Here is a 25682-nt window from a genome sequence, read left to right on the forward strand (position 1 = left end):
TGTGACACACGACGTGACCGAAGCCGCTCCGGCGGCGCCAGGGCACGCCACCTCGGAGGCCCGGCGTACGGATGCCGTACGCCGGGCACCCGGCGGTCCCGGGGGGACCAGACATCGTGGTGACGCCTGGCGCAAGCGCCTGGAGATCCTGGTCTTCGTGACCCCCGCCCTCGCGCTCATCGCGCTCTTCGTCGCCTGGCCGATCGTCACCGCGGTGCGCTTCTCGGTCTACGACTGGAAGGGGTTCGGCGACCTGACCGACTTCGTCGGCCTGGAGAACTACGCCGAGGTCCTCGGCGACGAGGTCTTCCGCAGCGCGGTCGGCCACAACATGATCATCGTGGTGGGCTCGATCCTGCTCCAGCTCCCACTGGGCGTCGGCATCGCCCTCCTGCTCAACCGCAGGATGCGGGGCCAGGGCCTGCTGCGCACGATCATCTTCGTGCCGTACGTGCTGGCCGAGGTCATCGCCGCGGTGATCTGGCTGCAGCTGCTGCAGCCGCAGTACGGCTTCATCGACGCCTTCACCGCGGGGATCGGCCTCACCCCACCCGAACAGGGCTGGCTCGGCACCCCGGAGTACGCCCTGTGGATCGTGCTCCTCGTGCTGACGTGGAAGTACCTCGGCCTTGCCGTGCTGCTCTTCCTGGCCGGGATGCAGGGGGTCTCCGAGGAGCTCCACGAGGCGGCCCAGCTCGACGGGGCCTCCTGGTGGCAGACGCAGTGGCGGATCACGATCCCTCTGCTCGGTCCGACCATGCGTACCTGGGCCTTCTTGTCGATGATCGGCTCGATCCAGTGCTTCGACATGATCTGGGTGCTGACCCAGGGCGGTCCCGCCAACGCGACGAACACCATGGCGACGTATCTCATCGACGAGGGCACCAAGCGCCACAACTACGGCATCGCCGGAGCGGCCTCGGTGATCCTGTTCGTGATCGCGTTCGCGATGGCGCTGGCCTACCAGGTCCTCATCCTGCGTCGTGACACCCGGGACGACACCCAGCGCTACACCCGAGCGGAGAGCGCGCTGTTCGGTGCCCTCTTCCGCAAGCGAAAGGCGGCGTGATGGCCAGCGTGACCCTCGACCCTCTCGCCGAGACCGCAGACGGCTCGGGCGGCTCACCCCGCAAGCGGCGCCGCGCCGGGTCCGGCGGCGGCAACCTGTGGGTCTACCTGATCGCGCTGGTCGTGGTCGCGATCACCCTCGGTCCGGTCCTCTACGGCGCGATGGGCGGCTTCCGCACCAACGCCCAGCTCGCCGACAAGCCGGCCGGGCTGCCCGACCCGTGGGTGTGGAGCAACTACGCCGGCGTGCTGAGCAACCCCTCGTTCTGGCAGTACGCCCTCAACTCGACGATGATCGCGATCATCACCACGGTGGTGACCGTCGTGTTCGGGCTGATGGCCGCCTACCCGCTGGCCCGCTACCAGTTCCGGGGGCGCGAGGCGCTGTTCATGGTCTTCGTCCTCGGCCTGCTCTTCCCGGCGGCCGTGGCGATCATCCCGCTGTTCATCATCATCACCCGCAACCTGCAGATGGCGAACACCTGGTGGGGCGTGGCCCTGCCGCAGGCCGCGTTCGCGCTGCCGATGACGGTGGTCATCCTGCGCCCGTTCCTGATGGCGCTGCCCAAGGAGCTGGAGGAGGCGGCGCTGATGGACGGCGCCGGCCGGATCAGCGTCTTCTGGCGGGTCCTGATGCCGTTGTCGGCACCCGGGATGATCACCGTCGGGGTGCTGGCGTTCGTGACCTCCTGGAACGCCTACCTGCTGCCGCTGCTCCTGCTCCAGGACGAGATGCGCACGCTCCCGCTCGGCGTCGCCGACTTCTCCACCGAGCACTCCGCCGACACCGCCGGCGTCCTCGCCTTCACCACGCTCGCCATGATCCCCGCCCTCGTGCTGTTCCTCGCCTTCCAGCGCCGCCTCGTCAGCGGCCTGCAGGGCGCGGTCAAGGGCTAGAACGGACACCCCTGTGACTGAACCGATGACCGATGTACCTCTGCCTGCCTGGCCGCGGGTCTCCGAGCGCGTGCGCGACCTGCACGCGCGGATGACCCTGGCGGAGAAGCTCGCCCAGATCGTGGGCTACTGGCTCGACCGAGGCGGCGACGTCGTCGCGCCGATGGCCAACGAGATGGCCGGCGACACCGGTGGCGACCGGCGTCTCTCGGAGATCACCGCCCACGGCCTGGGCCACTACACCCGCGTGTACGGCACCCGGCCGGTCGATCCCGCCGAGCGGGCCGCGTGGCTGTGGGCCGAGCAGCGACGCCTGGTCTCCCAGACCCGGCTGGGGATCCCCGCCCTGGTCCACGAGGAGTGCCTCACCGGGCTGGCGGCCTGGCAGGCCGCGACCTTCCCGACGCCGCTGGCGTGGGGTGCCAGCTTCGATCCCGAGGCCGTCGAGGAGATGGCCACGATGATCGGTGCCGACATGCGTGCCCTCGGCGTGCACCAGGGGCTCGCCCCGGTGCTCGACGTGATCCGCGACGCGCGCTGGGGCCGCTGCGAGGAGGCCATCGGCGAGGATCCGTACCTCGTCGGAACGGTCGCGACGGCGTACGTCCGGGGGCTGCAGGCCGCCGGCGTGCATGCCACGCTGAAGCACTTCGTCGGCTACTCGGGCTCGCGTGCCGGCCGCAACCACGCGCCCGTCTCCGCGGGGCCGCGCGAGATCGCCGACATCTATCTGCCGCCGTTCGAGATGGCGGTGCTGGACGGCGGCGCGAGATCGGTGATGGCGTCCTACAACGACATCGACGGGGTGCCGCAGCACTCCTCGGTCGAGCACCTCACCACGCTGCTGCGCGAGACCTGGGGCTTCGACGGGGTCGTGGTCGCCGACTACTTCGGGGTGGCCTTCCTCGCGGTGATGCACGCCATCGCCGCCGACCGCGGGCGTGCCGCGGCGCTGGCCCTGGAGGCAGGTGTCGACGTGGAGCTGCCTTCGGGGGATGCCTATCTCGAGCCGCTCGCCGCGCTGATCCGCTCCGGGGAGGTCTCCGAGTCGCTCGTCGACCGGGCCGTGCTCCGGGCGCTGGCGCAGAAGGAGTCGCTCGGGCTGCTGGACTCGTCGTTCGTGACGGCTCTGGAGGAGGGGGCACCCGAGTCGATCGACCTGGACTCCCCGGCCCATCGCTCGCTGGCGCGCCGGCTGGCCGAGGAGTCGGTGGTGCTGCTCAGCAACGACGGGATCCTCCCGCTCGCGGATGGTGCCGGCAAGGTGGCGGTCATCGGCCCCAACGCCGACCGGTCCGAGGCGCTGATGGGCTGCTACTCCTTCGTCAACCACGTGATGGCGAGCTATCCCGACAAGCCGCTGGGCATCGAGCTGCCGACGATCGCCGAGGCGATCCGGGCCGAGCTCGGTGGCGCCTCGTTCGAGGTGGTGGCCGGATGCGAGGTCGAGGGCTCGGACCGCTCCGGTTTCCCGTCCGCGGTCGCGGCCGCCGCCGCGGCCGATGTGGCGGTCCTCGTCGTGGGTGACCAGGCCGGACTCTTCGGCCGTGGCACGGTGGGGGAGGGCAACGACTCCGAGTCGCTCGAGCTCCCCGGGGTCCAGCGCGATCTGGTCTCCGCCGTCGTCGGGACCGGGACACCGGTCGTGCTCGTGGTCGTCACCGGCAGGCCGTACGCCATCGGCTGGGCGCTCGAGGACGAGGCCCGTCCCGCGGCCGTGCTGCAGGCGTTCTTCCCCGGCGAGGAGGGCGGACCGGCCCTGGCGCGCGTCATCTCCGGTGCGGTCAACCCCTCGGGGCGGCTGCCGGTCTCGCTGCCGCGGGTCTCCGGCACTCAGCCCTACAGCTACCTGCAGCCGCTGCTGGGTGGCCCCTCGGAGGTCACCGCCACCGACCCGACGCCGGCACGGCCGTTCGGGTTCGGCCTCTCCTACACGACCTTCGGCCACAGCGGGCTCTCGGCCGACCGCTCGGTCGCGGCCGGCGGCACCTTCCATGTGGAGGTGACGGTCACCAACCTCGGTGACGTCGCCGGCGCGGACGTGGTCCAGCTCTACGGCCGAGACCTGCAGGCCTCGGTGGTCCGGCCGGTCTCGCAGCTGCTCGGCTACCAGCGGGTCGCGCTGGAGTCGGGGGAGTCGGCGGTGGTGCGCTTCGAGGTGCCCACGACGCGGCTGGCCTTCGCCGACCGCAGCCTCACCCGTGTCGTCGAGCCCGGCGACGTGGAGGTCTGGGTGGCCGCCTCGGCCGGCGAGAAGGTGGCGACCGCGGTCGCCGAGGGCATCGCCGAGCTCTCCGAGGTCGAGGCCGCCTCGGCGGCCGCCGAGTCGGGCAGCGACAAGGTGCTGGTCACCATCACCGGCGAGGTCTACCCGGTCGGCCCCGGCGACCGGCGGATCACCACGGCGACGGTCTCCCGCTAGGGGCGCCGAGCGAGGTGGGCGGCGGGATCGGCGATGACGCGGCGTACGACGGTCCCGGCCGCTCCGCGCACCGCGGCGTCGCTGCCGAGCCCGGAGACCAGCAGCCGCGGCGGCTCGGTGGCACCGGTGTGGTGGCCGAGCGAGGCCGCGGTCGCCGGGGTGAGCCAGGGCGCGAGCGTGGCGAAGGCGCCACCCAGCACGATGGCGGTGGGGTCGAGGAGGGTGATGACCGAGGCGAGCGCGACGCCGAGGTGGCGGCCGGCGTCGGCGACGGCTTCCAGTGCGGCCCGGTCGCCCGTCTCGCAGGCCCGGGTGAGGTCGGCCATCGTCGCCACCTGCGCGCGGGCGAGGATCTCCTGCTGCCCGGCCATCCGCTCCAGGCAGCCGTGGCCGCCGCAGGCGCAGCGCGGGCCGTCGGGAGCCACCACGACGTGGCCGAGCTCGCCGGCGCCCGCGTGCGCGCCGCGGAAGACCTCGCCGCCGATCACGATGCCGCCACCGATGCCGATCTCGCCGGAGACGTGCACGAAGTCGCGCAGGGGAGCGCCGTCGTGCTCGTGAGCGCCGAACCACATCTCGCCGAGCGCCGCCAGATTGGCCTCGTTCTCCAGATCGACGTCGAGCCCGGTGCCCTCGGCGACGGCGTCGGCGAGGTCGACCCGGGCCCAGCCCAGGTTGGGGGCGCGCACCACCGCACCCTCGACGGTCAGGCCCGGCACCGCCACGCAGGCGCCTGAGAGCGGCAGAGCCTGGGAGGTGGCGCTGCGGGCGGCCGTGCGGGCCAGCTCGACGAGGTCGGCGACCACCTCGTCGACGTCGCGGCCGCGGTTGTCGCGGCGTACGACATGGTGGTAGCGCGGCGTGCCGGTCAGGTCGGTGACCACGGCGGCCAGGTAGTCGACGTTGACCTCCAGGCCGAGCCCGGCGACGCCTCCGGGAGCGAGGCTGAGCGCTGTCGCGGGCCGACCCCGCTCGGTCGCGGCCGGGGCGCTCTCCTGGATCAGGCCGGCGGAGATCAGATCCGACACCAGCCCCGACACCGACGACTTCGTCAGGCCCGTGCGTGCGGCGACCTGCGCCCGGGAGACCGGGCTGGTGCGGGCCACCTCGCCGAGCACCAGCGCAAGGTTGCTCGCCCGCATCCCGGCATGCTGGGCAGGCTCGGTTCTGACCGTCATGAAGGGGATTAGAGCAAGTTCTGAACTTTAGGTCAAGCGCTGTGCTTCGCGGCGCGGGGAGGGTTGACAATGTGACGCTCGTCGCGTTGGATGTGGCTCATATAGTCCGAGTCGTGAACTAAAGTGAGGAAGCAAGGCTATGACGGAGTACACCCCCACCCCGGACGACAAGTTCACCTTCGGCCTGTGGACCGTCGGCTGGAACGGACAGGACGTGTTCGGCTCGGCGAGCCGGCCCCATCTCGACGTCGCGCACTCGGTCCACAAGCTGGCCGAGCTGGGTGCCTACGGCATCACCTTCCACGACAACGACGTCTTCGCGATCGACGCGAGCGACGCCGAGCGTCAGGCGGAGATCGACAAGCTGAAGGCGGCGCTGGACGAGACCGGCCTCAAGGTGCCGATGGCGACGACCAACCTCTTCGGTCACCCGGTCTTCCGCGACGGCGGGTTCACCTCCAACGACCGTGAGGTGCGCCGCTACGCGATCGCCAAGGTCGCGCGCAACATCGACCTCGCCGCGGAGCTCGGGGCCACGACGTACGTCATGTGGGGTGGCCGTGAGGGCGCCGAGTCCCACGCCGCCAAGGACATCGCGGCGGCGCTGGACCGCTACCGCGAGGCGGTCAACCTGCTCGGCGACTACGTGACCGAGCAGGGGTACGACATCCGGTTCGCCATCGAGCCGAAGCCCAACGAGCCCCGCGGCGACATCCTGCTGCCGACCATCGGCCACGCCCTCGCCTTCATCAACAGCCTCGACCGCCCCGAGATGGTCGGCCTCAACCCGGAGGTCGGTCACGAGGAGATGGCGGGGCTCAACTTCGCCTCCGGAGTCGCCCAGGCGCTGTGGCACGGCAAGCTCTTCCACATCGACCTCAACGGCCAGCACGGGCCGCGCTTCGACCAGGACCTCCGCTTCGGCGCCGGCAACCTGCGGGGTGCCTTCAACCTGGTCGACCTGCTGGAGACCAAGGGTTACGAGGGCCCGCGCCACTTCGACTTCAAGCCGCCGCGCACCGAGGACGAGGAGGGCGTGTGGGCCTCGGCCGCGGGCTGCATGCGCAACTACCTCGTGCTGCGTGAGCGGGCCAAGGCGTTCCGTGCCGACCCGGAGGTCAAGGCCGCGCTCGAGGCCTCGCAGGTCGAGGAGCTGTCCGTGCCGACGCTGGCCGAGGGCGAGACGCTCGAGGACATCCGCAAGGCGAGCTACGACATCGAGAAGCTGGACCACGGCTACGCGTTCGAGCACCTCGACCAGCTGGCCATGGACCACCTGCTCGGGCTTCGTTAGGTTGCAGGGCATGCCGCTCGTCGCCGGGGTCGACTCCTCGACCCAGTCCTGCAAGGTCGTCGTCCGCGACGCGGAGACCGGGGCGCTGGTGCGCTCCGGCTCCGCGCCCCACCCCGAGGGGACGGAGGTGGACCCGGCGGCGTGGTGGACCGCCCTCGAGGCGGCCGCCGAAGCCGCCGGCGGGCTCGACGACGTCGCCGCGGTCTCCGTCGGGGGTCAGCAGCACGGGATGGTGTGCCTGGACGAGGCCGGAGAGGTCGTACGTCCCGCGCTGCTGTGGAACGACACCCGCTCGGCCGGGGCGGCCGCCGCGCTCAACACCGAGCTCGGTGCCGCGGCCTGGGCCGAGGCGGTCGGCTCGGTGCAGGTGGCCAGCTTCACCGCCACCAAGCTGCGCTGGCTGGCCGAGCACGAGCCCGAGGCCGCGGCCCGGGTCGCGGCCGTGTGCCTGCCCCACGACTGGCTGACCTGGAAGCTCGCGGGGGCGCCGGGGCTGGACGCGCTGCGCACCGACCGCAGCGACGCCAGCGGCACCGGCTACTACTCGGCCGTGACCGGCGAATACCGTCGCGACCTGCTCAAGCGTGCGCTCGGACGCGACGATGTCGTGCTGCCGCAGGTGCTCGCGCCCTCGGCGTCGGCGGGGCGTACGTCCTTCGGGGCTCTCCTCGGCCCCGGCTGCGGCGACAACGCCGGCGCGGCCCTGGGCGTGGGTGCCCGGCCGGGCGACGTCGTCGTCTCCATCGGCACCTCCGGCGTCGCCTGCGCGGTCTCGGAGACGCCGACCGCGGACGCGTCGGGCACGGTGGCGGGCTTCGCCGACGCCACCGGCCGCTACCTGCCGCTGGTCGCGACCCTCAACGCCGCACGGGTCCTCGACGCCACCACCAGGCTGCTCGGGGTCACCCACGAGGAGCTCTCCCGGCTGGCGCTCTCGGCGCCCTCGGGCTCCGGGGGTCTGGTCCTCGTCCCCTATCTCGAGGGCGAGCGCACCCCCGACCGCCCCTCGGCCCGTGGCGTCATCCACGGTCTGACCCTCGCCACCGCCGAGCCCGCCCACCTGGCCCGCGCGGCCGTCGAGGGACTCCTCTGCGGCCTCGCCGACGGCATCGACGCCCTCAAGGCGCAAGGCGTCGCGGTCAACCGCGTCCTCCTCGTCGGCGGTGGCGCCCGCTCCGAGGCCGTACGCCGCCTCGCCCCCGTCGTCCTCGGCCACCCCGTCCTCGTCCCCGAGCCGGGGGAGTACGTCGCCGACGGCGCCGCCCGCCAGGCCGCCTGGCTCCTCACCGCCGACCACGAGCCCCCGTCCTGGGAGCTCGCCGGCACCGAGACCTACGAGGCCACCCCCGACCCCGCCGTCCGCTCCCGCTACGCCGAGGTCCGCGACCTGACCGAAGGCACCTAGCCGAGCCGTCACCTACGTCGGCCGAGCCGTCAGCTACGTCGGGCGAGCCGTCAGCTACGTCGGGCGAGCCGTCAGCTACGTCGGCCGAGGCGTCAGCTGCGTCGGGCGAGCCGTCAGCTGCGTTGGGCGAGCCGTCACGTACGTCGGGTGACTCGGCACCTACGTCGGGCGAGCCGTCAGCTGCGTTGAGCGAGGCGTCAGCTGCGTCGGCCGAAGCGTCAGGTACGTCGGGCGACACGTCACCTACGTCGGCCGAGATGTCACCCGCTGCCGTCTCGGCCGACGTACGTGACGCCTGGGCAGAATGTGGGTGACGTTTCGGCGCGCGGGAGTGACGCCTCGGCGGGATCCGATAGCGTGGCCGCGCCATGTTGGATCACATCAAAGGCTTCGTACAGGGAGTCGTCCTCGCGCCCATCGTCCGGTTTTTCGTGGCGCTGAAGATCAGCCCCGACGTCGTGACGCTCGTCGGCACCATCGGAGTAGCGGTCGGGGCGCTGGCGTTCTACCCGCGCGGCGAGCTGCTGGCCGGCACGATCTTCATCACCTGCTTCGTCTTCAGCGACCTGATCGACGGCGCGATGGCGCGTGCCGTGGGCCGTACGAGCAAGTTCGGTGCCTTCTGGGACTCGACCCTCGACCGGATCGGCGACGGCGCGGTCTTCGGCGGCTTGGCGCTCTACTTCGCCGGCCCGGGTGACTCCGACCTCTACCTCGGCCTGACGCTGTGGTGCGTGGTGATGGGCGCGGTCACCTCCTACGCCCGCGCCCGCGCGGAGTCGCTGGGCTTCACCGCCAACGTCGGCATCGCCGAACGTGCCGACCGGCTCGTCCTGGTCCTGGTGCTGACCGGCTTCGCCGGCATCTTCGACCTCGACCTGCTCATCTACATCGCGCTGTGGATCCTCGCCGTCGCCTCGACCGTCACCGTCGGTCAGCGTGTCTGGACCGTCCGCAAGCAGGCCCTGGCCGAGGAGGCGGCCTCGTGACCGCGCCGACCGAGGCAGACGTACGCCTGGCCGCGGAGCTCGTCCGCGGCGCCGGCTCGCTCGCCGCGAAGATGCGCAGCGAGGGTATCGGCGACTCGATCGAGACCAAGACCTCGGTCTCCGACCTGGTCACCGCTGCCGACAAGGCTGCCGAGAAGGCGATCGTCGACCGTTTGGCGGTCGAGCATCCCGGCGACGGCATCCTCGGCGAGGAGGGCTCGGCCCGGGAGTCGACCACCGGCCGGGTGTGGACCATCGACCCGGTCGACGGCACCTACAACTTCGTCCGCGGTCTCGACTGGTGGTGCTCGGCCCTGGCGCTGACCGACGGAGACCCGGCAGACGCGAACAGCATCGTCCTGGGCGCGATCTACTCGCCGGCCGAGGACGCGGTCTACGTCGGCGGCCCGGAGCTGCCCACCACCCGCAACGGCGTGCGGCTGGACGCGATGCCCGACACGCCGCTCGGCCTCGCCTGCCTCACCACCTACCTGCACCCGTCGAAGCTGAGGCAACCGGTCGGTGAGGCCTACGTCCGCGTCGCCAGCGGCGCCGCCTCGATCCGGATCCTCGGCTCCGGCTCGATGGACCTCACCGCCATCGCCCAGGGAAAGCTCCACCTCTTCTGTCAGCACTCCGTCCCGGACTGGGACCGTCTTCCCGGCGCCGCCCTGGTCCTGGGTGCCGGCGGAGCCATGACCCAGGTGGAAGCCGGTGGCGTTCTCTGGTCCCTGGCCGGCGCTCCCACCGCGGTGGCCGAGGCCGCCCAGGCACTGGCCTCCTAGCAGTCCACTTCGGGAACAGTGGCCTGACCAGGCCTTTCCGAGGATGGCGTACGTCGGCTCCCGACCTACGATCGGCCCCATGGCAACAAGCACGAATGAGACGGGAACCTCGCGGGTCAAGCGCGGGATGGCGGAGATGCTCAAGGGCGGCGTGATCATGGACGTGGTCACCCCCGAGCAGGCGAAGATCGCCGAGGACGCCGGGGCGGTGGCGGTGATGGCGCTCGAGCGCGTCCCCGCCGACATCCGCGCCCAGGGCGGCGTGAGCCGTATGTCCGACCCGGACATGATCGACGGCATCATCGAGGCCGTCTCGATCCCCGTGATGGCGAAGGCAAGGATCGGCCACTTCGCCGAGGCCCAGGTGCTGCAGTCCCTGGGCGTCGACTACATCGACGAGTCCGAGGTGCTGACCCCGGCCGACTACGAGAACCACATCGACAAGTGGTCCTTCACCGTCCCCTTCGTGTGCGGTGCGACGAACCTGGGTGAGGCCCTGAGAAGGATCACCGAGGGCGCGGCGATGATCCGCTCCAAGGGCGAGGCCGGCACCGGCGACGTGTCCAACGCGGTCACCCACATGCGTACGATCCGCCGCGAGATCCGCCGCCTCGGCGCGCTCGCCGACGACGAGCTCTACGTGGCCGCCAAGGAGCTCCAGGCCCCCTACGAGCTGGTCAAGGAGGTCGCCGAGAACGGCAAGCTCCCGGTCGTCCTGTTCACCGCCGGCGGCATCGCGACCCCTGCCGACGCGGCGATGATGATGCAGCTCGGCGCCGAAGGCGTCTTCGTCGGCTCCGGCATCTTCAAGTCCGGCAACCCGGCCCAGCGCGCCGAGGCGATCGTCAAGGCGACCACCTTCCACGACGACCCCGACGTCGTCGCCAAGGTCTCCCGCGGTCTCGGTGAGGCGATGGTCGGCATCAACGTCGACGAGCCGGCGCGTTCGATCCAGTTCGCGGAGCGTGGCTGGTAGAGCCCGACCCACGTCGAACCGACGCGGCTGCGTGGCCCCCGAGCGGGGGCTGCGTGGCCGCGTCGGCGTTGTGCGGTGCATGGACGATTCGACAACGGGAACAACCAAGGTAGGAATGCATCAAATAGTCTCAAAACATAACGATTGTCCCGTTTCCGCGTAAAACGTTGCGTTATGGGGGACCTTGGTCCCATACATAACGGGGGCACCGCGTCCCTGTGGAGATGGGGACAGAAACATGAAGAAGTCGACGAAGGGTGCAGTGGCCGCCGCGAGCGCCGCGGTCCTGCTTCTCGGGGGCGCCGGATCGCTGGCCTACTGGACCGACGACGGCACCGCCTCCGGCGGCACGATCACGACGGGGAACATGGCGCTGAGCGACGGCACCTGCGAGGCGGCCTGGACCTACCCCGACGGCTCGGCGGTCACGACCATCGTCCCGGGAGACTCGATCACCAAGTCCTGCTCGTTCGAGGTGACCGGCTCCGGTGACCACCTCACCGCCACCGTCTCGGCCCCGGGTGAGGTCACCTACACCACCGACAAGACCACCACGACGATGCAGCTCACCGCGACCGCGGACTACCAGCTCGGCGGCGACCCGGTGGGCGACGGCGACTCGTTCGCAATCGACGGGCCGACCACGCTGGTCGCCGACGTGGAGGTGATCTTCCCCTACGGCAACGCGACCACGATCAACGCCAACGACACCCAGGACGTCACCGCGACACTGGACGCGATCACGATCACGTTGACCCAGGACCAGAGCTCGGGCCAGAACCCGAACCCCTGATCCCTGTGTCCAGCTCCTGTGAGGCGGTGTCCATGACATCCGCCGCTGCGTTGTCCGCCCGGCGCTCCTCGCCGCCGGGAGGCCGACGCCTGCCCACCCCAGGGCCACGAGCCGTGCTCGGCTTCCTGGGGCAGTTCGTGGTGTGGTTCGTGATCATCGCGGCCGGCGCGGTCATCCTCCTCGGTGTCGCCGCGCCGCGGCTCGTCGGAGGAGAGGCGTTCACAGTGCTCAGCGGCTCGATGCGGCCCGGCATGCCGCCGGGGTCGCTGGTGGTCGTACGCCCGGTGGACCCGGCCACGCTCCAGATCGGGGACGTGATCACCTTCCAGCTGAGGTCGGGGGAGCCGACGGTCGCGACCCATCGGATCACCGGCCTCGGCACCACCACCAAGGGCGAGCGAGTCTTCACGACCCGCGGTGACGCCAACGACGCCGAGGACGTGAAGCCGGTGCGGGCGGTGCAGGTGCGTGGCGAGCGCTGGTACTGGCTGCCCTACGTCGGCCATCTCAACTCGCTGCTGAACGGTGAGCAGCGCGCCATCACCCGGCTGGTCGGCGCCGGGCTGCTCATCGGCTACGCGCTGGTGATGTTCGGGGGCTCCATCCGCGACCGTCGCCGGGAGCGGGCCGAGGACGCAGAGGTGAAGCCATGACGGCCGTACGCCTCCTGCTCGCGCTCCTGGTGATCTCGACCGTCGCAGCGGCCGCACCGGCGGCGGCAACCGAGCCGGTGCAGCTGAGCAACGACGGCCGCACCTGGGCCGCCGACCTGCCTCGGCCGCTGTTCGAACCGGAGGTGCGCTGGGTTCCCGGCGACTCCCGGGAGGCCACCTTCTGGGTACGCGACGCAGGAGAGAGCCGCGGCGCGCTCACCGTGAGTGCTGACGTCCGTGACACCGACGGCCTGCTCGCCGAAGGTGCGATGAGCCTGCGGCTGCGCCGCGGGGAGGGCGAGTGGCAGGACGTACGGCCAGGAGCCCGCGCCGAACTGGGCCGGCTGGAACAGGGCGCCCGGGACCGGATCGGTGTCGTCGCGACGTACGCGCCGGGCGCGGGCAACGACACGATGGACAGGTCGCTCACGTTCAGCCTCGACGTACGGCTGACGGGGGAGGATGCGACCGGGCCGGGCGATGACGCGCCGCCCGGCGGTGATGCCGCGGGCGACGGTGGCCTGCTGCCCGACACCGGCAGCCCGGTGACGTGGTGGCTTCTCGCCCTGGCCTCACTCTCGATCGGCGGGGGCACGGCCCTCGTCCTGCGCAGCAAGCGAAAGGGAAGATCATGACCAGTCCACGACGGCGCCCGGGTGCCGCGCTCCGGCGTGCGGTGAGGTCCGCACGCCTACGCGCCCTGCTCGCTCTCGGTGTGGTCGTCTCGATCGGGGCGACCGGGACGCTGGCCTACTGGACCGACACGGTCGATGTCACCGGCACCACGCTGACCACCGGCACCCTGGACCTCCAGGTCAACGGCGCCGACCCCTATACCGGCTTCACCGCGCTGAGCCTGACCGGCATGTATCCGGGCACCTCCTCGGCGGGGATCCTGACCGTGCAGAACGTCGGATCGGTCCCGCTGAGCTACACGATGACGAGCGCCTCCTCGACCACCACGCTGGCCCCGCTCACGCTCAAGGTCACCGCCGACACCAGCGTGACCAACGACGGCACCGTGAACCAGACCTGCCCGGGCACCGCGCTCTCCGGCACCGGCGGCCCGCTGCCCTCCTCCGGCATCGCGACCGCGCGTACGCTCCAGCCGGGCGCGTCGCAGACGCTCTGCCTGCAGGTGACGCTCGGCACCGACGCCCCCGACACCGCCCAGGGCCGCTCGAGCAACCTCACCTTCACCCTCACCGGGACCCAGCTGCCGTGACCCGACTGCAGCGCCTCGTCGCCAGCACCGCCCGGCGGGTGGGGGAGCTCGCGCTCACCCTGGCCGCGGTGGCCGGTGTGCTGTGCCTGCTGATCCTGCTCGCGGGGCTCGCCTTCGACGTACGACCGCTCGTGTTCCGCTCCGGCTCGATGTCGCCGGCGATCCCGACCGGGTCGCTGGCGCTGGCGGTGCCGGTCGACCACCGCGAGATCGAGGTCGGCGACGTGGTCTCGGTGCCCTACGAGCGCACGCGGGTGACGCACCGGGTCGTCTCGATCGACCACACCGAGGCGAGCTCGCTGCTGCGGCTGCAGGGCGACGCCAACGACACCGCCGACCTGCGTCCCTACCAGGTCACCGCCGCGGACCGGGTCGTCTTCTCGGTGCCCCACCTCGGCGCAGCGATCGCCTGGCTCTCGCACCCGCCGGGGATCTTCGTGCTCGCCGGCTACGCGGCGCTGCTGCTGACGATCCTGATCCGCCGCCGGGCGAGCCCGCCCGCTCCGAGCGCCCCCGCGGCCCCCGAGCCGCCGGAGCCACCGGAACCATCGCAACCCGCGCCGGCGCCGACCGGCGGCCGCCGGCCGGGCCGAGGACGGCTCGTGTTCGCCGTCCTCGTGCTCGCGTTGGTGCTCGGTACGCCGGTGCCACCGACCTGGGCGGCCTGGACGGACCCGGTGGTTGTCACGGGCGCCACGCTCGGCACGACCAGCCTGGTCTCGCCCACCGCGGCGCCGTCCTCCGGCGGAGGCAACGGCACCGGGACCGGCAACTGCCAGGCGCAGAACCAGGCGCTCGGCAGCATGATCATGCTGCGCTGGGAGGGAGTCGCACCGGCCTCCGCGCCGCCGCTGGCGAGCTATGGCTACCAGCTGCAGTTCTTCAACCGGGACACCAACCAGAACCAGGGCGCCGCCCTGACCGTCGCCCATTCCGGGGCCGCCGGATCGAGACAGACCTACCAGCAGAACGCGACGACGCTGGGCAACCTGCTCGGCCTCAACCTGCTCTCCAACACCCGGCTGCAGCTGCGGGTGCGCTCCCACCTGACCGGCACCAGCTGGTACGGCGCGACGACCGTCCAGGTCAACTTCTCCAGCAGCGCCATCCTCGCCTTCGCCTCCTTCGAGTGCAACACCGCCTGAGCCGAGTTCCGTGCCGCCGTCACCGCGAACTACGCTGCCGAGGTGACTGCACCGACCATCGGCGTACTCGCTCTTCAGGGCGATGTCCGCGAACACCTGGCCACGCTGACCCGGCTGGGGGTCAAGACCCTTCCCGTACGCCGCCAGGCCGAGCTCGACACCTGCGACGGGCTCGTGCTGCCCGGTGGGGAGTCGACCACGATGTGGCGTCTGGCCAGGACCTTCGAGCTGCTCGAACCGCTGCGGGCGCGCGTGGAGGACAAGATGCCGGTCTTCGGCACCTGCGCCGGGATGGTGCTGCTCGCCGAGCGCCTGCTCGACGCTGCCGAGGGTCAGGAGACGATCGGCGGCCTGGACATCACGGTGCGGCGCAACGCGTTCGGGCGCCAGACCGAGTCCTTCGAGACCGACCTGACCGTGGCCGGGGTGGAGGAGCCGGTCCGAGCGGTCTTCATCCGCGCGCCCTGGGTCGAGGCGACCGGCCCCGAGGTGGAGGTGCTGGCGAGCGTGGCGGGCCACCCCGTCGCCGTACGCCACCGGCATCTGCTCGCGACGTCCTTCCACCCCGAGGTCAACGGCGAGGACCGGCTGCACCGGCTCTTCCTCGACACCTGCTGGTGACGGTGACCGAGGCCACGTAGTTAGAATGGGCACCTGCTGCCCTGTGACGACTCCGGAGGCGGCTCGACAAGCACAGCGACGACGCGGGGCAAAGGACGGTTTTCAGATGAGCGGCCACTCCAAGTGGGCAACGACCAAGCACAAGAAGGCGGCGATCGACGCCAAGCGCGGCAAGCTCTTCGCCAAGCTCATCAAGACGATCGAGATCGCGGCCAAGACCGGCGGTCCCGACCCGGCCGGAAACCCGACCCTCTACGACGCGATCCAGAAGGCCAAGAAGCAGTCGGTCCCCAACGACAACATCGACCGCGCGGTCAAGCGCGGCGGTGGGCTCGACGGCGGCGGGGTCAGCTACGACACGATCATGTACGAGGTCTACGGCCCCCAGGGCGTCGCTCTCCTCATCGAGTGTCTGACCGACAACCGCAACCGGGCGGCCATGGAGGTACGCACCGCGGTCACCCGCAACGGCGGCACGATGGCCGACCCGGGCTCGGTCTCGCGGCTCTTCGACCGCAAGGGCGTCGTCGTGGTGGCCAAGGCCCAGGAGGGCAAGGAGATCTCCGAGGACGACCTCCTCGAGGCCACCCTCGACGCCGGTGCCGAGGACGTCAACGACCTCGGTGAGTCCTTCGAGATCGTCTCCGACCCCTCCGACGTCGTCGCGGTCCGCACCGCGCTGCAGGACGCCGGGATCGACTACGACTCCGCCGAGGTCCAGTTCGTCGCGAGCATGGACATCCCGGTCGCCGACGCCGCCTCCGCCGAGAAGGTCTTCAAGCTCATCGACGCCGTCGACGACCTCGACGACGTCCAGAACGTCTTCTCCAACGCCGACATCCCCGACGAGGTCATGGAGACGGTCGACGCCTGATCGCTCCGCTGGTCGAGAGGCGAGCTGGGCCGTACGGCGAACCGGCTCATTCTCGGGCCGGATGCTGGGTACCCGGAAGGTCACGAACCGCCACGAGGGCGGGTTCGCACTGGAAGGAGTACGCGATGGGATACGGCGCAGGAGCGATTCTGCTCGTCGTCGGACTTGTCCTGGCGTTGGCTGTGCACGTCTCGGTCAGCGGGGTCGATCTGACCCTGATCGGCTGGATCCTGGCCGCTGTCGGAGCCGTGGTGCTGATCCTGACCGCTGTGACCCTGAACACCGGAGGTCGCTCACGCACGGTCGCGAGGCGGAGGCATGCCGACGGTACGGAGACCGTCGAGGAGCGACGCACCGACACCCTGTGAGCACGGGGGCCTCGACCGCGGGACCTCCGAGCACGTCGCATCCTCCTGAATGAGGGTGTCGCGAGCCCGGAGGCAGCAGCCGACCGGTAGTCTACGAACAGACGTTCGACACCCGGCCGGCTCGGTCGTTGTGGAAGAGGTGCTCCAGTGCGCGTGCTTGGGATCGACCCCGGCCTGACCCGGTGCGGGATGGGCGTGGTCGACGGGTCGCTCGGCCGGCCGCTGTCGATGGTGGACGTCGGTGTGATCCGTACGTCCTCCGACCTTCCCGTCTGGGAGCGGCTGGTGAGCATCGAGAAGGGGATCGACGCCTGGATCGAGGAGCACCGGCCGGACGCGGTCGCGATCGAGCGGATCTTCGCGCGCTCGAACGTCTCCACGATCATGGGTACGGCCCAGGCCAGCGGCCTCGCCATGGTCTGCGCCGCCCGGCGCGGTCTGCCGGTCGCCCTGCACACGCCCTCGGAGGTCAAGGCCGCCGTCTCCGGCAACGGCCGGGCCGACAAGGCCCAGGTGACGGCCATGGTGACCCGCATCCTGCGGCTCTCGACGCCGCCGAAGCCTGCCGATGCCGCCGACGCGCTGGCGCTGGCCATCACCCACCAGTGGCGCGGAGGCGCCCAGAACCGCATCGAGGCCGCGGTCGCCGCGGCTGCGCTCACCAGAAGGGTCCGCTAGATGATCGCGTCCGTGCGCGGCAAGGTCGCCGCCGTCAGTCTCTCCACCGCCGTCGTCGAGGTCGGCGGGATCGGCATCGAGCTGCTCTGCACGCCCAACACGCTGGCCACGCTCCGCACCGGTGAGGAGGCGCACCTGCCGACCAGCCTGGTCGTGCGCGAGGACTCGCTGACCCTCTTCGGGTTCACCGACACCGACGAGCGCACCCTCTTCGAGCTCCTCCAGACCGCCTCCGGCGTCGGCCCGAAGCTCGCCCAGGCGATGCTGGCCGTGCTCTCGCCCGACGGCATCCGCCTGGCCATCGCAGGCGAGGACGCCAAGACGCTGACCAAGGTCCCCGGCATCGGCCAGAAGGGCGCCCAGCGGATCATCCTGGAGCTCAAGGACAGGATCGGCGCACCCACCGGCACCGCCTCCGCCCCGGCCGCCGTCCAGCAGGGCGCGGCGCCGTGGCGCGACCAGGTGACCGAGGCCCTCCTCGGCCTGGGCTACAACGCCCGGGACGCCGACAAGGCGGTCACCGCGATCGAGCCCGAGGCCGGCGACCAGGCCAACATCTCGCTGCTGCTCCGGGCGGCGCTGCGCACCCTCTCGAAGGCATAAGGACCCATGCACGAGGACGACCTGGACCGGGCCGAGGAGGACTACTTCTCGTCGCTGACCATCGCCGAGGCCGACGGGGACGACCGGGCCGTCGAGGCCGCGCTGCGCCCCCGGACCCTCGACGAGCTGATCGGCCAGCAACGGGTCCGCGAGCAGCTCGGTCTCGTCCTGGAGGCGGCGCGGCAGCGTGAGCGGGCACCCGACCACGTACTCCTGTCCGGGCCGCCGGGCCTCGGCAAGACCACCCTCGCGATGATCATCGCCGCCGAGATGTCGGCCCCCCTGCGGATCACCTCCGGTCCCGCGATCACCCACGCCGGCGACCTCGCCGCGATCCTGAGCGGTCTCAACGAGGGCGAGGTGCTCTTCGTCGACGAGATCCACCGGATGAGCCGGCCCGCCGAGGAGATGCTCTACCTGGCGATGGAGGACTTCCGGGTCGACGTGGTCATCGGCAAGGGCCCGGGCGCGACCGCGATCCCGATCGACCTGCCGCCGTTCACGCTGGTCGGCGCGACCACCCGCGCCGGGCTCCTCCCCGGCCCGCTCCGGGACCGGTTCGGCTTCACCGGCCATCTGGAGCTCTACGACCCCCAGGACCTCGAGCTGATCGTGCGCCGCTCCGCCGGCCTGCTCGACGTCACCCTCATGGACGACGGTGCCGCCGAGATCGCCGGCCGCTCCCGAGGCACCCCACGGATCGCCAACCGGCTGCTGCGCCGCGTACGCGACTATGCCCAGGTCAAGGCCGACGGCACGGTCACCCAGCAGATCGCCGAGAAGGCGCTCGACCTCTACGAGGTCGACCCGCTCGGCCTGGACCGCCTCGACCTGGCCGTCCTCGACGCCCTGTGCCGCAGGTTCGGCGGCGGTCCCGTGGGCATCTCCACCCTCGCCGTCGCGGTGGGGGAGGAGCGCGAGACGGTCGAGGAGGTGGCCGAGCCGTTCCTCGTACGCACCGGCTTCCTCGCCCGTACGCCGCGAGGCCGGGTCGCGACCCCGGCCGCGTGGGAGCACCTCGGGCTGCCCGTACCGGCCAGTGCCGAGGCTGCCGCCTGGTCCAGGGAAACGCTCTGGGATGAGGCCTGATTCACAGTCTCAACCAGGTGCCTGGTTAGACTTGCACGTCGCCGTGCGCCTGCCGGTGACCACTCAGACTGTCGGAGCCGAACCCCCGTGGAATTCCTTCCTTTTATCGTCATCATCGTCCTGTTCTACTTCCTGTTGATCAGGCCGCAGCAGAAGCGTGCGAAGCAGGCTCGTGAGCTCCAGCTCAACCTCCAGCCGGGCGACCGGGTGATGCTGACCGCCGGGCTCTTCGGCACGGTGACGGAGGTCGAGGAGACCACGACGAACATCAAGGTCGAGATCGCCGACGGCGTCGTCATCCAGGTCGTGCGCCAGGCCGTGGCCCAGAAGGTCACCGAGGCCCCTGCCGAGGAGATTGATGAGGACGCCGCCGAGGAGCCCGAGGTCGAGGCCAAGGCCGACGAGACCCCTGAGGGCGCCGAGAACGTCATCGTGGACCTCGACAAGAAGGACTGACCAACACATGGCACGCAAGACAGCGCGCCCCGGCCGGACACTCGCACTGCTCTTCTTGGCCATTGCGATCATGTTCGGCGGCATCGCGTTCGCCGGCACCTGGAAGCCCGAGCTCGGGCTCGACCTGCGCGGCGGCACCGAGATCTCGATGACCGCGAAGAACACCGAGGGCGGATCGGTCCCGAGGGAGAGCCTCGACGAGGCGAAGTCGATCATCGACCAGCGCGTCAACGGCTCCGGCATCACCGGCGGCCGGGTGACCACCGAGGGCAACGACGTCATCAAGGTCTCCATCCCCGGCACCGGCAAGGTGCAGCAGGAGACCGCCGAGCGCGTCCGTCAGACCGCGAAGCTCCGCTTCCGCCTGGTCGCCTGCAGCCCGCAGAAGCAGTGCGGCGCCGCCGACCCCGGCGGCGGCTCGATGGTCGAGGACCCCTCGACCGGCACCGTGCCGGGCACCTCCCCGCGCGCGGCGTTCGGTGGCGAGACCGCCAGCGCCTCCGAGACCGCGAGCGCGTCGGAGAAGGCCTCCGAGAGCGCCGACCCGAGCGCCAGCCCCTCGGCCTCGGCGAGCGCCGAGCCCAAGAAGCAGAACGACAACAAGGTCGTCAAGGTCGACGACGCCGTCGAGTTCATGCGCAACGTGCCGCAGGAGTGGGCGACCGCCTACAACTCCTTCACCTGCCCCGCACCGGGCGCCGCGCCTGCCGAGGACATCCCCGGCAAACCGCTGCTGACCTGTGACGAGGACGGCGTCCCCTACCTCCTGACGCCTGCCGTGATCGAGGGCACCGAGATCAACGAGGCCTCCTACGGCATCCCGCAGCAGCAGGCCAACTACGTGGTCACCCTGGACTTCAAGTCCGACGGCAACAAGGCCTTCGCCGACACCACCGGCGCCATCGCCGGCACCGGCGAGCAGTTCGCGATCGTCCTGGACGCCAAGGTGATCTCGGCCCCGACCGCCGACTCCCGGATCAGCGGAGGCGCCCAGATCAGCGGCGACTTCACCCAGGAGAGCGCCGCCGCGCTGGCCAACAACCTCAAGTACGGCTCGCTGCCGCTCGACTTCCCCGAGGACGGCATCCAGACCCGGGTCATCGGCCCGACCCTGGCCGGCAACCAGCTCACCGCCGGACTCTGGGCCGGCCTGGTCGGTCTGATCCTCGTGGTGATCTTCTCGATCCTCTACTACCGCGCGATGAGCATCGTGGTGATCGGCTCGCTGCTGGTGGCGGGTGCTCTGACGTACGGCATGATCCTGCTGCTCAGCGAGACCGCCGGCGTCACCCTGGACCTTCCGGGCGTGGCCGGTCTGATCGTCGGTATCGGCATCACCGCCGACTCCTTCATCATCCTCTACGAGAGGATGCGTGACGACATGCGTGATGGCCGCTCGATGCGGGTGGCTGTCGACACGGCCTGGGTCCGGGCGCGCAACACCTGCCTGGCCTCCGACGGCGTCTCGTTCCTGGCCGCGTTCGTGCTCTACGTCTTCGCGACCAACGAGGTCAAGGGCTTCGCCTTCATGCTCGGCCTGACCACGATCATCGACGTGCTGGTGTTCTTCTGGTTCACCCACCCGATGACCAAGCTGATGGCCGGCTGGGGCTTCTTCAACAAGGGCCACGTGCTCTCCGGCATGGACAAGCGCGCGATCGGCACCGTCGACGCCCCCACGGGCACCACTCTGGTCGGAGGCAAGGCCTGATGAGCAAGTTCTCCTTCTCCCGGCTCGGCAAGGAGCTCTACACCGGCGAGAAGTCGTTCGACTTCGTCGGTCGCCGGATGCTCTGGTACGCCATCTCCGCGGTCGTCCTCGTCGCGGTGATCCTCGGTGTCTGGCTCCAGGGCATCAACCTCGGCATCGACTTCACCGGCGGCACGCGCTACACCGTGACCGTCGCGCAGGCCGACCAGGAGCTCGCCGACGACCTGCGCACCGCCGTGGGTGACACCGCGGTCGAGGCCGCCGACGGCGCCACCGTGCGCACGGCCGGTGGCAAGTCGATCGTCATCGAGACCAAGGCGATCGCCGACGGCTCCGAGGCGGACAACTCGATCATGGAGGCGATCACCAAGACCGCCGACGTGGCCGACGACGACGTCAGCCGCACCGGCATCGGCCCCAGCTGGGGCCAGCGGGTCGCTGCCAAGGCGGGCCTCGCGCTGGGCATCTTCCTCGTCGGCGTGGTCCTGTTCATCTGGATCTACTTCCGAGAGTGGAAGATGTCGGTCGCGGCCGTCGTCGCGCTGCTCCACGACGTGGTGATCACGGTCGGCGTCTACGCGATCGTCGGCTTCGAGGTGACCCCGGCAACGGTCACCGGCTTCCTGACGATCCTCGGCTACTCGCTCTACGACACCGTGGTGGTCTTCGACAAGGTCAAGGAGAACACCCGCAACCTGTCGCAGAAGAAGCAGACCTACGCCGCCGCGGCCAACCTGGCGGTCAACCAGACCCTGGTGCGGTCGATCAACACCTCGATCATCGGTCTGCTGCCCGTCGTCGCCATCCTCTACGTCAGCACCGTCCAGCTCGGCACCTCCTCGCTGAAGGACATCTCGCTGGTCCTCTTCATCGGTATGGCCGTCGGCACCTACTCCTCGATCTTCATCGCCACCCCGCTGCTGGTGCACCTGAAGTCGAAGGAGAAGGACGTCGTCGACGCCGAGAAGCGCGCCGCCGCGCGGATGAAGGAAGCCGACAAGTACGCCGCGGTTCCGGTCTTCGACGAAGGCATGGCGGTCGCCGACGAGGAGCCCGACGAGCTCCGGGACTCCGAGGACCTCCACGAGGCCGGCGTGAGCCGGGGCACCAGCCCCAACCGCTCCGCGACCGGCCGGGGCCGCAACGTACCCGACCATCACCGTGAGGTCTCCGACAGCGGCGCCTCCGGGCGTCCGCAGCCGAAGCGCGAGTCGAGGTCGAAGCGCAAGTGACGGTCTCCGAGACTGCCGCTGGTGGCCGGTCGCTCGAGGAGACCCTCGAGCGGCTGGTCGCCGACGTCCCCGACTTCCCGGAGCCGGGCGTCGGGTTCAAGGACATCACCCCGCTGCTGGCCGACCACGCGGGCTTCACCCAGGTGGTCGAGGCGCTCGCCGCTCCGGCGCGCGACGCCGACGGCACCGTGAGCGTCACCAAGGTGCTCGGCATGGAGTCGCGAGGCTTCATCCTCGGTGCTCCCGCGGCGCTGCACCTCGGCGTCGGCTTCGTGCCCGTCCGCAAGGCCGGCAAGCTGCCCCGCGAGACCCATGCGGTCTCCTACTCGCTGGAGTACGGCGAGGCCACCCTGGAGATCCACACCGACGCGGTCGCGCCGGGGGAGCGGGTGCTGGTCATCGACGACGTCCTCGCGACCGGGGGCACCGCGGCGGCCACGATCGAGCTCGTCCAGCGCTGCGGCGGTGTCGTCGCGGGCGTCTCGGTGCTGCTCGAGCTCGGTTTCCTCGACCCGCGCGGCAAGCTGCCCGGCACGTCGGTGCATTCCCTGTTGGTCAGTTGACAGGTCCATCATGCAGGTGCCTTCCTAGCCAATGCTCCGGGTGCGGCCGGTAGACTCGGGACATGGCAGAGGATCGCATCGTCGCGCAGCCTCGTGCGCACAACATCGAGGCGCGGGAGAGCAGTGGCCCGGCCCCGTCGGGCCGCAGCGTCCGTGCGCGCCTGGCTCGGATCGGTGGACGTGGCACGCCCGGCAATCCTGTGCTGGAGCCGCTGTTCCGTGCGGTGAGGTCCAACCACCCGAAGGCCGACCTGGCCCTGCTGGAGCGGGCCTACGTCACCGCCGAGCGTCTGCACGGCACCCAGATGCGCAAGAGCGGCGACCCCTACATCACCCACCCGCTCGCGGTGACCACGATCCTCGCCGAGCTCGGCATGACCGAGCCGACCCTGGTGGCGGCCCTGCTCCACGACACCGTCGAGGACACGCCCTACACGCTCAAGGAGCTGACCCGCGACTTCGGTGAGGAGGTCGCCCACCTCGTCGACGGCGTCACCAAGCTCGACAAGGTCACCTACGGCGACTCCGCGCAGGCCGAGACGATCCGCAAGATGGTCGTGGCGATGTCGCGAGACATCCGGGTGCTGGTGATCAAGCTGGCCGACCGCCTGCACAACATGCGTACGCTGCGCTATGTCCCGCAGAAGAGCCAGGAGCGCAGCGCTCGCGAGACCCTCGACATCTATGCGCCGCTGGCCCACCGGCTCGGCATGAACACCATCAAGTTCGAGCTCGAGGACCTCGCCTTCGCGACCCTCTACCCGAAGATGTACGACGAGCTCGTCCGCCTCGTCGCCGACCGCAACCCCTCGCGGGAGAAGTTCCTGGCCCAGGTCATCGACCAGGTCGAGCGCGACCTGCACGAGGCCCGGATCAAGGCGACCGTCACCGGCCGGCCGAAGCACTACTACTCGATCTACCAGAAGATGATCGTCGGCGGTAAGGACTTCTCCGACATCAACGACCTGGTCGGCATCCGGATCCTGGTCGAGGACGAGCGCGACTGCTACTCCGTCCTCGGCATCCTGCACTCGCGGTGGAACCCCGTCCTGGGGCGCTTCAAGGACTACATCGCGATGCCGAAGTTCAACATGTACCAGTCGCTGCACACCACCGTCATCGGCCCGCAGGGCAAGCCGGTCGAGCTGCAGATCCGCACCTTCGCGATGCACCGCCGCGCCGAGTTCGGTGTGGCCGCCCACTGGAAGTACAAGGAGGACGGCCGCGCCGGTGTCGACACCGACCGGCCGATGGACAACGACATGAGCTGGGTCAAGCAGCTCATGGACTGGCAGTCGGAGGTCAACGACCCGGGGGAGTTCCTGGAGTCGCTGCGCTTCGAGATGAAGCGCACCGAGGTCTACGTCTTCACGCCCAAGGGCGACGTGATCGCGCTGCCCGCCGACGCGACCCCGGTCGACTTCGCCTACGCCGTCCACACCGAGGTCGGCAACAAGACCATCGGTGCCCGGGTCAACGGCCGTCTGGTTCCGTTGGAGTCGACCCTGGAGAGCGGCGACGTCGTCGAGGTCTTCACCTCCAAGTCGCCCAACGCCGGTCCGTCGCGGGACTGGGCCTCCTTCGTCAAGTCCAACCGGGCCAAGGCCAAGATCCGGCAGTGGCACACCCGCGAGCGTCGCGACGAGGCCATCGAGAAGGGCCAGGACGCGATCGCCCGGCTCATGCGCAAGGAGGGCCTGCCCCTCAAGCGACTGATGTCACGCGAGTCGCTCATGCAGGCCGCCGACCACTTCGACCTGGCCGACGTCGACGCGCTCTACGCCGCGGTCGGCGAGAGCCACCTCTCCGCCCAAGCAGTCGTACGCCGCGTCATCGAGGACCACGGCGGCGACGACGGTGCCGCCGAGGATCTCGCCGAGGCCATCAACGTCGGCCGCAGGCGCAGCGGCAAGGTCTCCACCGCCAACTCCGATGCCGGGGTCATCGTCAAGGGTTCCCCCGACGTCTGGGTCAAGCTCGCCAAGTGCTGCACACCGGTGCCCGGCGACGACATCCTCGGCTTCGTGACCAAGGGCGGGGGAGTCTCGGTGCACCGCACCGACTGCACCAACGCCGCCGAGCTCCGGTCCCACCCCGAGCGCCTGCTCGAGGTCGAGTGGGGCTCCACCTCCAACTCGGTCTTCCTGGTCAACATCCAGGTCGAGGCGCTGGACCGGGCCCGGCTCCTGTCCGACATCACGATGGCGCTCTCCGACGCCCACGTGAACATCCTCAGCGCCCAGCTCACCACCACCCGCGACCGCGTCGCGAAGTCCCGGTTCTCCTTCGAGATGGCCGACTCCAAGCACCTCGACACCGTCTTGAAGCAGGTACGCACCGTCCCCGGCGTCTTCGACGCCTACCGCGTCACCCAGTAGCCGAGGTGGGCGTAGCTGTCATTGGGAACGACAGCGCCGCCGCGTTCGTCCTATGGTAAAGCGAACGCGTCGACTCGGGCGCCTGAGCGAGGGAGCACAACATGTTCACCTGGATTCTCATCATCGGCGGCGTACTCCTCTTCCTGGGCCTGGCCTGGACCACGATCGGCATGGCTCCCAAGGGTGTCGATGCCGAGCACGTACGCAACATCAAGCGTGACAACGCGGCCAGGGGCGACTACCACGGCGGCGCCGGCCTGTGAGCCGTCGAGTCGGCGC

Annotated in this window: 26 protein-coding genes; 25 read left to right on the plus strand and 1 reads right to left on the minus strand. The window is 70.4% G+C overall.

The window, feature by feature from the left end; genetic code table 11:
* Position 1 precedes the first annotated feature (1 nt).
* From ACZ6WN_RS13270 to ACZ6WN_RS13280, 3 genes are read left to right on the plus strand one after another with little or no spacing between them, the layout of a single operon-like run.
* Positions 2–1069, plus strand: coding sequence for a carbohydrate ABC transporter permease (locus tag ACZ6WN_RS13270; RefSeq protein ID WP_465865111.1), 1068 nt, complete (start codon positions 2–4; stop codon positions 1067–1069).
* Positions 1069–1965, plus strand: a complete 897-nt coding sequence (locus ACZ6WN_RS13275) for a carbohydrate ABC transporter permease (RefSeq protein ID WP_465865112.1) — start codon at positions 1069–1071, stop codon at positions 1963–1965. Before ACZ6WN_RS13270 ends, ACZ6WN_RS13275 begins: the two co-directional genes overlap by 1 nt.
* Positions 1966–1990: 25 nt before the next feature.
* Positions 1991–4387, plus strand: a complete 2397-nt coding sequence (locus ACZ6WN_RS13280) for a beta-xylosidase/alpha-l-arabinosidase (protein ID WP_465865113.1) — start codon at positions 1991–1993, stop codon at positions 4385–4387.
* Here ACZ6WN_RS13280 and ACZ6WN_RS13285 read toward each other — a convergent pair.
* Complete coding sequence (locus ACZ6WN_RS13285) at positions 4384–5565, minus strand: ROK family transcriptional regulator (protein WP_465865114.1); 1182 nt, start codon at positions 5563–5565, stop codon at positions 4384–4386. The two genes, ACZ6WN_RS13280 and ACZ6WN_RS13285, sit on opposite strands and share 4 nt — an antisense overlap.
* Positions 5566–5704: 139 nt before the next feature.
* On the opposite strand from ACZ6WN_RS13285, the gene xylA reads away from it, so the two are divergent.
* From xylA to ACZ6WN_RS13395, 22 genes are all read left to right on the plus strand, one after another.
* Entirely contained in the window at positions 5705–6859 is a 1155-nt protein-coding gene (gene xylA / locus ACZ6WN_RS13290) for a xylose isomerase (protein ID WP_465865115.1), read from the plus strand.
* A gap of 10 nt (positions 6860–6869) precedes the next feature.
* Entirely contained in the window at positions 6870–8264 is a 1395-nt protein-coding gene (gene xylB, locus ACZ6WN_RS13295; protein WP_465865116.1) for a xylulokinase, read from the plus strand.
* 368 nt (positions 8265–8632) lie between these two features.
* Positions 8633–9253, plus strand: a complete 621-nt coding sequence (gene pgsA, locus ACZ6WN_RS13300; protein ID WP_465865117.1) for a phosphatidylinositol phosphate synthase — start codon at positions 8633–8635, stop codon at positions 9251–9253.
* Positions 9250–10038 (plus strand): inositol monophosphatase family protein, encoded by a 789-nt coding sequence (locus ACZ6WN_RS13305; RefSeq protein ID WP_465865118.1) that lies wholly within the window; start codon positions 9250–9252, stop codon positions 10036–10038. The genes pgsA and ACZ6WN_RS13305 overlap by 4 nt, the downstream gene beginning before the upstream one ends.
* 43 nt (positions 10039–10081) lie before the next feature.
* Positions 10082–11014 (plus strand): pyridoxal 5'-phosphate synthase lyase subunit PdxS, encoded by a 933-nt coding sequence (gene pdxS, locus ACZ6WN_RS13310; protein ID WP_465865119.1) that lies wholly within the window; start codon positions 10082–10084, stop codon positions 11012–11014.
* Positions 11015–11252: 238 nt separating this feature from the next.
* Positions 11253–11807, plus strand: a complete 555-nt coding sequence (locus ACZ6WN_RS13315; RefSeq protein WP_465865120.1) for an alternate-type signal peptide domain-containing protein — start codon at positions 11253–11255, stop codon at positions 11805–11807.
* A 32-nt stretch (positions 11808–11839) separates the two neighbouring features.
* Entirely contained in the window at positions 11840–12460 is a 621-nt protein-coding gene (locus tag ACZ6WN_RS13320) for a signal peptidase I (protein WP_465865121.1), read from the plus strand.
* On the plus strand, positions 12457–13095 hold the full coding sequence (locus ACZ6WN_RS13325; RefSeq protein WP_465865122.1) for an LPXTG cell wall anchor domain-containing protein: 639 nt from the start codon (positions 12457–12459) through the stop codon (positions 13093–13095). Before ACZ6WN_RS13320 ends, ACZ6WN_RS13325 begins: the two co-directional genes overlap by 4 nt.
* A complete protein-coding gene (locus ACZ6WN_RS13330; protein WP_465865123.1) occupies positions 13092–13685 on the plus strand; it encodes a SipW-dependent-type signal peptide-containing protein in 594 nt (197 codons plus the stop codon). The genes ACZ6WN_RS13325 and ACZ6WN_RS13330 overlap by 4 nt, the downstream gene beginning before the upstream one ends.
* Positions 13682–14830: a signal peptidase I gene (locus ACZ6WN_RS13335; protein ID WP_465865124.1), complete on the plus strand. Its 1149-nt coding sequence runs from the start codon at positions 13682–13684 to the stop codon at positions 14828–14830. The genes ACZ6WN_RS13330 and ACZ6WN_RS13335 overlap by 4 nt, the downstream gene beginning before the upstream one ends.
* Positions 14831–14872: 42 nt before the next feature.
* A complete protein-coding gene (gene pdxT / locus ACZ6WN_RS13340; protein ID WP_465865125.1) occupies positions 14873–15451 on the plus strand; it encodes a pyridoxal 5'-phosphate synthase glutaminase subunit PdxT in 579 nt (192 codons plus the stop codon).
* A 106-nt stretch (positions 15452–15557) separates the two neighbouring features.
* Entirely contained in the window at positions 15558–16325 is a 768-nt protein-coding gene (locus ACZ6WN_RS13345; protein ID WP_465865126.1) for a YebC/PmpR family DNA-binding transcriptional regulator, read from the plus strand.
* A 125-nt stretch (positions 16326–16450) separates the two neighbouring features.
* A complete protein-coding gene (locus tag ACZ6WN_RS13350) occupies positions 16451–16693 on the plus strand; it encodes a DUF6458 family protein (protein ID WP_465865127.1) in 243 nt (80 codons plus the stop codon).
* A gap of 147 nt (positions 16694–16840) precedes the next feature.
* A complete protein-coding gene (gene ruvC, locus ACZ6WN_RS13355; protein WP_465865128.1) occupies positions 16841–17371 on the plus strand; it encodes a crossover junction endodeoxyribonuclease RuvC in 531 nt (176 codons plus the stop codon).
* On the plus strand, positions 17372–17974 hold the full coding sequence (ruvA, locus tag ACZ6WN_RS13360; protein WP_465865129.1) for a Holliday junction branch migration protein RuvA: 603 nt from the start codon (positions 17372–17374) through the stop codon (positions 17972–17974).
* 6 nt (positions 17975–17980) lie between these two features.
* On the plus strand, positions 17981–19063 hold the full coding sequence (gene ruvB, locus ACZ6WN_RS13365; RefSeq protein WP_465865130.1) for a Holliday junction branch migration DNA helicase RuvB: 1083 nt from the start codon (positions 17981–17983) through the stop codon (positions 19061–19063).
* 87 nt (positions 19064–19150) lie between these two features.
* Positions 19151–19519, plus strand: a complete 369-nt coding sequence (yajC, locus tag ACZ6WN_RS13370; protein ID WP_465865131.1) for a preprotein translocase subunit YajC — start codon at positions 19151–19153, stop codon at positions 19517–19519.
* Positions 19520–19526: 7 nt separating this feature from the next.
* Positions 19527–21230, plus strand: coding sequence for a protein translocase subunit SecD (gene secD / locus ACZ6WN_RS13375; RefSeq protein WP_465865132.1), 1704 nt, complete (start codon positions 19527–19529; stop codon positions 21228–21230).
* The gene (gene secF, locus ACZ6WN_RS13380; RefSeq protein WP_465865133.1) at positions 21230–22462 is read left to right on the plus strand and encodes a protein translocase subunit SecF; all 1233 of its coding nucleotides are present in this window, start codon (positions 21230–21232) and stop codon (positions 22460–22462) included. Before secD ends, secF begins: the two co-directional genes overlap by 1 nt.
* Positions 22459–23025, plus strand: a complete 567-nt coding sequence (locus tag ACZ6WN_RS13385) for an adenine phosphoribosyltransferase (protein ID WP_465865134.1) — start codon at positions 22459–22461, stop codon at positions 23023–23025. The genes secF and ACZ6WN_RS13385 overlap by 4 nt, the downstream gene beginning before the upstream one ends.
* A 62-nt stretch (positions 23026–23087) precedes the next feature.
* Positions 23088–25403: a RelA/SpoT family protein gene (locus ACZ6WN_RS13390; protein WP_465865135.1), complete on the plus strand. Its 2316-nt coding sequence runs from the start codon at positions 23088–23090 to the stop codon at positions 25401–25403.
* 101 nt (positions 25404–25504) lie between these two features.
* Positions 25505–25666, plus strand: a complete 162-nt coding sequence (locus tag ACZ6WN_RS13395; protein ID WP_465865136.1) for a hypothetical protein — start codon at positions 25505–25507, stop codon at positions 25664–25666.
* Positions 25667–25682: the final 16 nt, after the last annotated feature.

It is taken from the genome of Nocardioides sp. NPDC054178 (genome assembly GCF_055585005.1).